Below are 8,338 nucleotides of genomic sequence, written 5' to 3' on the forward strand. Positions count from 1 at the left end.
TGTCCTTAGGGGGTACGAGGGGAACGGAAATGCGCTGGGTGGATGGAAACTGCGCCGGGTGGATCGAAACTGCGTTTAGGCGGCTGCAGCGGCGGCGGGCCGCGCAGCCACGGGGGTGTTCCGACGGATGCGGCGGAAGTAGAGGAACATCACCGGCACCACGTAGAGGACCCAGGCGGTGGCCTCGAGCCAGGTGGTGGCCGGGGAGAAGTTGAAGACGCCCTTGAGCAGGGTGGCCAGCCAGCCGCTGGGCGGGATGGCGGCGGAGACGTCGAAGGCGAGGTTGTGCAGGCCGGGCAGGATTCCGGCCTCCTGGAGGTCGTGGATGCCGTAGGCGAACACCCCGCCGGCCACGATGATCAGGGCGGCGCCGGTCCAGGTGAAGAACTTGGACAGGTTGATCCTCAACGCGCCCCGGTGCAGCAGCGCCCCGAAGGCGATGGCGGCCAGGATGCCCAGGAACGCGCCGAGCAGGGGCTGCCAGGTTTCGCCGGTGGCGCGGGCGGCGGCCCAGATGAACAGTGCGGTCTCCAGGCCCTCGCGGCCCACGGCGAGCGCGGCGACCAGGACCAGGCCCCAGGCGGAGCCGTCCGCGACCTGGTCGACCTTGCCCCTCAGGTCCGCGCTGAGCGACCGGGAGGCCTTGGCCATCCAGAACACCATCCAGGTGACGAATCCGACGGCGATGATGGACAGTCCGCCCCCGATCATTTCCTGGGCTTCGAACGTCAGTCCGCGCGGGCCGTAGGTGAGCAGCGCGCCGAAGCCGAGGGACACCGCGACCGCGAAGGCGATGCCGGCCCAGACGCGCGGCAGCAGGCGGGTGCGGCCGCTTTTCTTGAGGTACGCCAGGAGGAGGACGACGATCAGGACCGCTTCGAGTCCTTCGCGCAGCCCGATCAGGAAATTGCCTGTCATCTTTTACACCTTTGGAGGTAGCTGCCCGCGACGACGCAGTCCGGGCGCACGCGTGGCGGCCTAAGGCGGCACTTACGCCATTAGGCAAGCCCCGTCGTGCGCAATAAGGCTAACCTTACCTTGCCCGGCTGGCAAAAGTTACGTGCCGCACCATGGTCCGCGGACAACGCAGGGCCCCGCACCACGACGGCGGGCCGTGGGATCAGGAGCCGAGGGGCCGGCCTGCCATGCGCTCGAGGCGGGAGATGCGGTCGGCCATCGGCGGGTGCGTGGCGAACAGCTTCTGCGCGCCGCCCCTGAACGGGTTGGCGATCATCAGGTGGGAGGCGTTGACCAGGCGCTGGTCGTTGTCCGGCAGCGGAGCGCGGGCGACGCCCGTCTCCAGCTTGCGCAGCGCCGACGCCAGCGCGAGCGGGTCGCCGGTGAGCTGGGCGCCGTCCTCGTCGGCGTCGTATTCCCGGGTGCGGGAGATGGACATCTGGATCAGCGAGGCCGCCAGCGGGGCCAGCAGCGACATCGCGATCAGCGCGATCGGGTTGGCGTTGCGGCGGTCGCCGCCGCCGAAGAGGAGGAGGAACTGGGCCACGGAGGTGATCACGCCGGCGACGGCGGCCGCCACCGAGGAGGTGAGGATGTCGCGGTTGTAGACGTGCATCAGCTCGTGCCCCAGCACCCCGCGCAGCTCGCGCTCGCTGAGCAGCTGCAGGACGCCCTCGGTGCAGCAGACCGCGGCGTTCTTCGGGTCGCGGCCGGTGGCGAAGGCGTTGGGGGCCATGGTCGGCGAGACGTAGAGCCGGGGCATGGGCTGCCGCGCGGCCGCCGAGAGCTCGCGCACGATCCGGTACATCGCCGGCTGCTCGGCCTCGCTGACGGGGTAGGCGTGCATGGAACGGATGGCGATCTTGTCGCTGTTCCAGTAGCCGTAGGCGGTGGTGCCGAGGCCAATCAGGGTAAACAGCCAGATGAAGCTGGAGTTGCCCGTGCCGGAGGCCAGCAGCGCGCCGATCGCCAGGAGCAGCGCGAACATGCCGCCCAGCAGGGCGGCGGTCTTGAGCCCGTTGTTGTGGTTGTGCATTGCTGCCCTTCACCCCTTGGTTGCCGGCCGCACCGTGCGGCCCCGCTCTGTATCCACTGTAGTCAACGCGCACCCGCCCGCCCCTGTTCCCCCGCCTCGGCGCCCGCCTCCCGCGTGAGGTTAGGCTTACTTATCTTGACCTACTCAAAATAAGCGGGTGCAATGGGTCACATGGACTTCTCGACCCGACTCCGCGACCGCGGCCTGCGCGTGACCCGCCAGCGCCTGGCGGTACTGGGGGCCGTGGAGCGCCATCCGCACTCCTCGGCGGACGCCGTGGCCGAGCAGGTGCGCCAAGAGCTGCCCGAACTCTCCATCCAGTCCGTCTACAGCGTTTTGAACGACCTGACGGCCCTGGAGCTGCTGCGGCGCTTCAGCCCGCCCCACTCCCCCGCACTTTACGAAACCCGGGTCGGGGACAACCACCATCATGCCGTCTGCTCCATGTGTGGGCGCGTGGAGGACGTGGACTGCGCGGTGGGGCACGCCCCCTGCCTGACCCCCTCCGATTCCCACGGCATGACCATTCAGATTGCGGATGTCCTTTACCAGGGCATCTGTAAGGACTGCGCGGAGCGTTCGCCCGGCCCCGCCGGCTGACCGCTCTGGCTGCAGAAAACCCATCCCGATAGAAGGAGAAAGCCTCTCGTGTCCGAGAACTTCACCACCACCCAGACCGGCGCACCGGTCGCCAGCGACGAGCACTCGCTGACCGCCGGCGCCAACGGCGCCACCGTCCTTCACGACGTCTACCTAGTCGAGAAGCTGGCCCAGTTCAACCGCGAGCGCCTTCCGGAGCGCATCGTCCACGCCAAGGGTGGCGGCGCGTTCGGCACCTTCACGGTGACCAATGATGTCTCCAAGTACACCCGCGTGGCGGCGTTCCAGCCGGGCTCGGTCGTCAAGACCGCGCTGCGCTTCTCCTCCGTCGCGGGCGAGATGGGCTCCCCGGACACCTGGCGCGACGTGCGCGGCTTCGCGACCCGCTTCTACACCACCGAGGGCAACCTCGACATCGTGGGCAACAACACCCCGGTGTTCTTCATCCGCGACGCCATCAAGTTCCCGGACTTCATCCACTCGCAGAAGCGCCTTCCGGGCTCCGGCCTGCGCGACGCCGACATGCAGTGGGACTTCTGGACCCTCTCCCCGGAGTCCGCGCACCAGGTGACCTACCTGATGGGCAACCGCGGCCTGCCGAAGTCCTGGCGCGAGATGCAGGGCTACGGCTCCCACACCTACCTGTGGACCAACGCCGAGGGCGAGCGCTTCTGGGTCAAGTACCACTTCCGCTCCAACCAGGAGCTGGTCGACCTTGGCATCGAGGAGGCCGAGCTCATCGCCGGCGCCGACGCCGACTACTACCGCCGCGACCTGTACCAGGCGATCGAGCGTGGAGAGTTCCCGAGCTGGGACCTGCACGTCCAGGTCATGCCGTACGAAGAGGCCAAGACCTACCGCTTCAACCCGTTCGACCTGACCAAGACCTGGTCGCACAAGGACTACCCGCTGATCCCGGTGGGCCGCTTCGAGCTGAACCGCAACCCGGAGAACCACTTCGCCGAGATCGAGCAGATCGCCCTGTCCCCGGCGAACGTTGTCCCGGGCCACGCGATCTCCCCGGACAAGATGCTGATGGCCCGCGTGTTCTCCTACCCGGATGCGCAGCGCTACCGCGTCGGCACCAACTACAACGAGCTGCCGGTCAACCGTCCGGAAGCCCCGGTGAACAACTACTCGCAGGACGGCTCGCTGCGCCACAGCTTCAAGCCGGCCTCCGCCCCGGTGTACGCGCCGAACTCCTTCGGTGGCCCGGCGGCCCAGCCGGCCCGCGCCGGCGAGGGCTCCTGGGAGTCCGACGGCGAGCTGGTCCGCGCCGCGGCGACCCTGCACTCCGAGGACAGCGACTTCGGCCAGCCGGGTACCCTCTACCGCGAGGTGTTCTCCGACGCCCAGCGTGCCTACCTGCAGGAAAACCTGCTGGGCCAGGCCAACGGCATCACCATCGGTGACATCCGCGAGCGCTTCTTCCAGTACTGGACGAACGTCGACGCCAACCTCGGCGCCGTCCTGCGCGAGCGCTTCGCCGCCGGCGACGCTGGCCAGACGGATGCGGCCTCCGAGATGGCCGGCCTGCCCGCCTAGGCTTTGTCGGACATAACGAAGGCCGGCCCCCGCACCGCGGGGGCCGGCCTTCGGCGCTTAACGGCAAGGGCCCCGCGCATCTGCGCGGGGCCCTTGCCGTGGCGTATCGGTGCCGCTACTTGGTGGAGATCTGGACCATTTCCTCGCGGGAGACGACCTTGACGCGCTCGCGCTCCACCGGGCCGTTGGCCGTCTGCACGGGGCTGGTGGCCGCACCGAGCGCGCGTTCGTGCGCGTCCAGCTTCAGCCAGCCTTCCCAAGTGGTGTACTCGATGCCACGCTCGGCCAGCAGCTCGATGATGGCCCCCTCCTCCGGACGCTCGGCCGCGGGCAGGTCCAGCCGGTCCTCGAGCAGGTTGCCGATGGTCTCCAGCGCGTCGCCCTTGGTGTGCCCGATCAGGCCCACCGGTCCGCGCTTGATCCATCCGGTCGCGTAGATGCCCGGCACCGGCTGCCCGGCCGCGTCGAGGACGCGGCCGCCGTCGTTCGGGATCACGCCGCGGCGCTCGTCGAAGCCGACCTCGGGAAGCTCGGAGCCGAAATAGCCGATCGCGCGGTAGACGGCCTGCACCTCGTACTCCTCGAACTCGCCGGTCCCCTTGGCGTTGCCGGTGCCGTCCAGTTCCTGGCGCTCGAACCGGATCCCGGAGACCTTGCCGTCCTCGCCCAGGACCTCCACGGGCTGGTGCAGGAAGTGCAGGTGCAGGCGGCGGGAAGCGCCGGTGTCCTGCTCCTCGACCAGCCAGTTGGTCAGCGTGTTGACCATGGTCTTGGTCTGGTTGTTGGTCTTGATGGCGGCATCGGAGGCCTCGTCGAACTCGAAGTCCTCCGGGTAGAGCACGATGTCCACGTCGCGGGAGTGGCTGAGCTCGCGCAGCTCCAGCGGGGTGAACTTCACCTGGGCCGGGCCGCGGCGGCCGAAGACGTGCACGTCGGTGACCGGAGAGGCTTTCAGTCCCTGGTAGACGTTCTCCGGGATCTCGGTGACCAGCAGGTCATCGGCGTGCTTGGAGAGCACCCGGGCGACGTCCAGGGCCACGTTGCCGTTGCCGATCACGGCGATCTCCTTGGCCTCCAGCGGCCATTCGCGCGGCACGTCCGGGTGCCCGTCGTACCAGGAGACGAAGTCGGCGCCGCCGAAGGAACCCTCCAGGCCGATGCCCGGGATGTCCAGGTCGGCGTCCTTGATCGCGCCGGTGGCGAAGATGACGGCGTCGTACATGCTGCGGATGTCGCTCAGCGTCACGTCCCGGCCGTAGGTGATGTTGCCGAGGAAACGGATGTCCCCGCGGTCCAGGACCTTGTGCAGGGCGTTGACGATGCCCTTGATGCGCGGGTGGTCCGGGGCCACGCCGTAACGGATCAGCCCGTAGGGGGCCGGGTAGGCGTCGAAGAGGTCGATGCTGACCGCGAACTCGCGCTCCGCCTTGGTCAGGATGTCCGCGGCGTAGACGCCTGCGGGACCGGCGCCGATGATGGCGACGCGGAGCGGACGGTCGGCGGCTGGGTTGGACACGTGGTTTCCTTCCGGACGGGAATCGCGCGCGCACAAATTAGCGCACAGCTCACTAGTCTAATTGCCGGCACGACGGCGGCACCAACCGGCGTGGGCTGCCTCACGCTGCGCGCGGTTCGGGAATGGGGAGCGGTGCCCGGGATGTTGGCACCATTATGGCCTTCTCCCCCGCTCCGGATCACCCAGCCGTCCCCGCACGCTCCGCCGGGGCCGTTGATGCAGGGTCCGAGCGCAGGTCCGGCCTGCTCCTCGGACTGGGGGCCTACGGGATGTGGGGCCTGCTGCCGCTGTATTTCGCGCTCCTGGCTCCGGCGGGGCCGGTGGAGATCGTGGCCGTACGCGTGCTGTGGTCGGTGGTGTTTTGCGTCCTCCTGATCGCCGCGGGCCGCCAGTGGCGCGCGTTGGGCGCGGTCCTGCGCAATCGCGCGGCCATGCTGAAGCTTTCGCTGGCGGCGCTGCTGATCGCGGGCAACTGGCTGGCCTTCACCTTCGCGGTCCTCGCCGGGCACGCCCTCGAGGCGTCGCTGGGATACTTCATCAATCCGCTGATCGTGGTCCTGCTGGGCGTGGTCTTCCTGAAGGAGCGGCTGAACCGGGTGCAGTGGACCGCGATGGGCATCGGCCTGGCCGCGGTGCTGGTGCTGACGTTCGCCTACGGCGCCCCGCCGTGGATCGCCCTGATCCTGGCCGGCACGTTCGGCCTCTACGGACTGGTCAAGAAGAAGGTGGGGACGAACGTCGGGGCACTGGCGGGGCTGACAGTGGAGACGGCCGCGCTGGCCCCCCTGGCCGCCGTCGCCATGGTGTGGCTGGGCGCGACCGGCGCGGCCACGGCCGCCACGCACGGGCCGGCCCACTTCTGGCTGCTCGCCGCCGGCGGCGTCATCACGGCGCTGCCGCTGATCCTCTTCAGCGGGGCCGCCCGCCGCCTGCCGCTGAGCGTGGTGGGCATGCTCCAGTACGTGGCCCCGGTGATGCAGTTCCTGCTGGCGCTGCTGGTCTTCCACGAGGAGATGCCCGCGGAGCGCTGGGCCGGCTTTGGCCTGATCTGGGTGGCCCTGCTGCTGCTCTCCGCGGACATGGTCCGCGGCGTCCGGGCCAGCGCACGTCCGCGCCGGCGCAGGGATTCCGTGACCGCAGGTCACGCCCCGTCGGCCTAGGAGCTCAGGACCGGCCGGCCACCTGCGCCTCGACGATCGCAAGCAGGCGAGGGTCGCTGATCGGCCGGAAATGGCCCATGGCATCCAGCTTGACGTTCACGGCGCCCTCCAGGAAGCTCCCCCCCGGGATGTGCGGGTCGAAGACGCTGTATACGGAGGCGATGCGGTGGTTGATCTTCAGGTTCCTGGCCAGCTTGAGGAGCCCGGCATTGCGCGGGGAGAAGTCCCGCAGCCTGCGCAGCGGGGCAAAGCGCGCGTAGGCGGAACCCGAAAACGGGGTGTTGATGGCCGTCATCCGGTCCACCCGCCAGGCCTGGTCCGAAGCGGTCATCACGTACTTGCCGATCAGGCCGCCCTTGCTGTGGGCCACCAGCAGCACGTTGCGCAGATCGTTCTCCTTCAGGTACCGCGCCACCACCCGGGCCATGTCCGGCACGCTGCCGTGGTTGTAGCCAAAGCCCTTGACTCTGTGGACCGGATGTCCGGCCGCGTGCAGGCGTTCGGCCACGGGATGCATGAACTGCCACGTCTCCCAGATGCCGGGGATGAGCACCACCGGGGCCGCACCCGGCTTCGTGCCCTTCAGGAAGTGGCGGTGGTCGGCCGGAAACAGGAAAGCGTGAATCTGCCAGCGGGCCACGTAGAGATAGTCCAGGCACCAGGCGCGGCCGCGCCGCAGGAGTTCGGCCGGCCGGCTCATCCGGGCCCCACCAGCCCGCGGCACAGCCTGGCGACCTCCGGCGCGGACCTCACCATCAGCGCATGGGCCTCGCCCGCGACTTCCGCCGTCTGGGCGCCCGGCCTCAGCGCTGCCAGTTCCTCGACCCAGCGCCGCGGCGCCAGGGGATCCTTGGTGCCGCGGCCGATCAGCAGGGGCGCCTGGATGCCGCCGATGGCGTCCTCGATGTGGTGGCCCAGCATGGCCGCCGCGGTCTGCAGGTACCAGGACGGGCCGCAGCGGAGCGCGTAGTCCGTGACCACCACGGCGGTCACGGACGGCGGTTCGCGCAGGCTGTCCTGTCCCAGGCGGAGTGCCTGCCGCCAGAAGCCCCGTTCGGCCGCGTAGTTCGCCGGTCCCAGCAGGACCACGCCGGACAGCAGCTGCCCGGTAAGCGCCATTTCCGCGGCGATCTGGGCGCCCATCGAGTGCCCAACGAGGACGGGGGCCTCCGTGCCGATCCGGTCCAGCGCGGCCCAAAGCACACGAGCGTATTCAGGGACCGACAAGGCGTGGGCCGGCTTGGGCGCCCGCCCGTGGCCGGGCAGGTCCACGTTGTGCACCACCGCGTCCCGGGACAGTTCGTCCGCGAGCGGGCGAAAGTAGCGCGAGGAAACCCCGATGCCATGGATCAGCACGTACGTCGTCGCACCGGCCCCGGAGGTGTGGATGTGCACGGTGGCCCCCTCGAGGACCACCTCGCGTTCTTCAGGCTTTGCTGTCATGGCCAGCGACTCCTTAATGGCCAGCGACTCCATAGGCGTTGGTCACATGGTAGGGCATCGGGCAGGACCTTGGCCGAAAAC

8 protein-coding genes are annotated in these 8,338 nt (G+C 69.2%); 3 read left to right on the forward strand and 5 right to left on the reverse strand.

From position 1 onward, the window contains the following. Positions 1 to 75 precede the first annotated feature (75 nt). Together efeU and htpX are read right to left on the reverse strand one after the other, a co-directional pair. Positions 76 to 918, reverse strand: coding sequence for an iron uptake transporter permease EfeU (efeU, locus tag ABD912_RS05300; protein ID WP_345149009.1), 843 nt, complete (start codon positions 916 to 918; stop codon positions 76 to 78). Between the two features lie 202 nt (positions 919 to 1,120). Next, positions 1,121 to 1,993: a zinc metalloprotease HtpX gene (gene htpX, locus ABD912_RS05305; RefSeq protein WP_345149010.1), complete on the reverse strand. Its 873-nt coding sequence runs from the start codon at positions 1,991 to 1,993 to the stop codon at positions 1,121 to 1,123. 162 nt (positions 1,994 to 2,155) lie between these two features. Between htpX and ABD912_RS05310 the strand changes: the two genes are divergently transcribed. Together ABD912_RS05310 and ABD912_RS05315 are read left to right on the forward strand one after the other, a co-directional pair. Further along, the gene (locus ABD912_RS05310) at positions 2,156 to 2,593 is read left to right on the forward strand and encodes a Fur family transcriptional regulator (protein ID WP_345149011.1); all 438 of its coding nucleotides are present in this window, start codon (positions 2,156 to 2,158) and stop codon (positions 2,591 to 2,593) included. Between the two features lie 48 nt (positions 2,594 to 2,641). Continuing rightward, positions 2,642 to 4,138, forward strand: coding sequence for a catalase (locus ABD912_RS05315; RefSeq protein ID WP_345149012.1), 1,497 nt, complete (start codon positions 2,642 to 2,644; stop codon positions 4,136 to 4,138). Between the two features lie 115 nt (positions 4,139 to 4,253). Here the strand turns inward: ABD912_RS05315 and ABD912_RS05320 are convergent, their stop codons facing one another. Continuing rightward, positions 4,254 to 5,654, reverse strand: coding sequence for an FAD-dependent oxidoreductase (locus ABD912_RS05320; protein ID WP_345149013.1), 1,401 nt, complete (start codon positions 5,652 to 5,654; stop codon positions 4,254 to 4,256). Positions 5,655 to 5,809: 155 nt separating this feature from the next. Between ABD912_RS05320 and rarD the strand changes: the two genes are divergently transcribed. Beyond that, positions 5,810 to 6,814: an EamA family transporter RarD gene (rarD, locus tag ABD912_RS05325; RefSeq protein WP_345149014.1), complete on the forward strand. Its 1,005-nt coding sequence runs from the start codon at positions 5,810 to 5,812 to the stop codon at positions 6,812 to 6,814. 4 nt (positions 6,815 to 6,818) lie between these two features. On the opposite strand, the gene ABD912_RS05330 is transcribed toward rarD, so the two are convergent. Both ABD912_RS05330 and ABD912_RS05335 read right to left on the reverse strand, forming a co-directional pair. After that, positions 6,819 to 7,514, reverse strand: coding sequence for an esterase/lipase family protein (locus tag ABD912_RS05330; protein WP_345149015.1), 696 nt, complete (start codon positions 7,512 to 7,514; stop codon positions 6,819 to 6,821). Beyond that, positions 7,511 to 8,257, reverse strand: a complete 747-nt coding sequence (locus ABD912_RS05335) for an alpha/beta fold hydrolase (RefSeq protein WP_345149017.1) — start codon at positions 8,255 to 8,257, stop codon at positions 7,511 to 7,513. The genes ABD912_RS05330 and ABD912_RS05335 overlap by 4 nt, the downstream gene beginning before the upstream one ends. Positions 8,258 to 8,338: the final 81 nt, after the last annotated feature.

The organism is Arthrobacter ginkgonis (assembly GCF_039540195.1).
GTDB lineage: Bacteria > Actinomycetota > Actinomycetes > Actinomycetales > Micrococcaceae > Zafaria > Zafaria ginkgonis.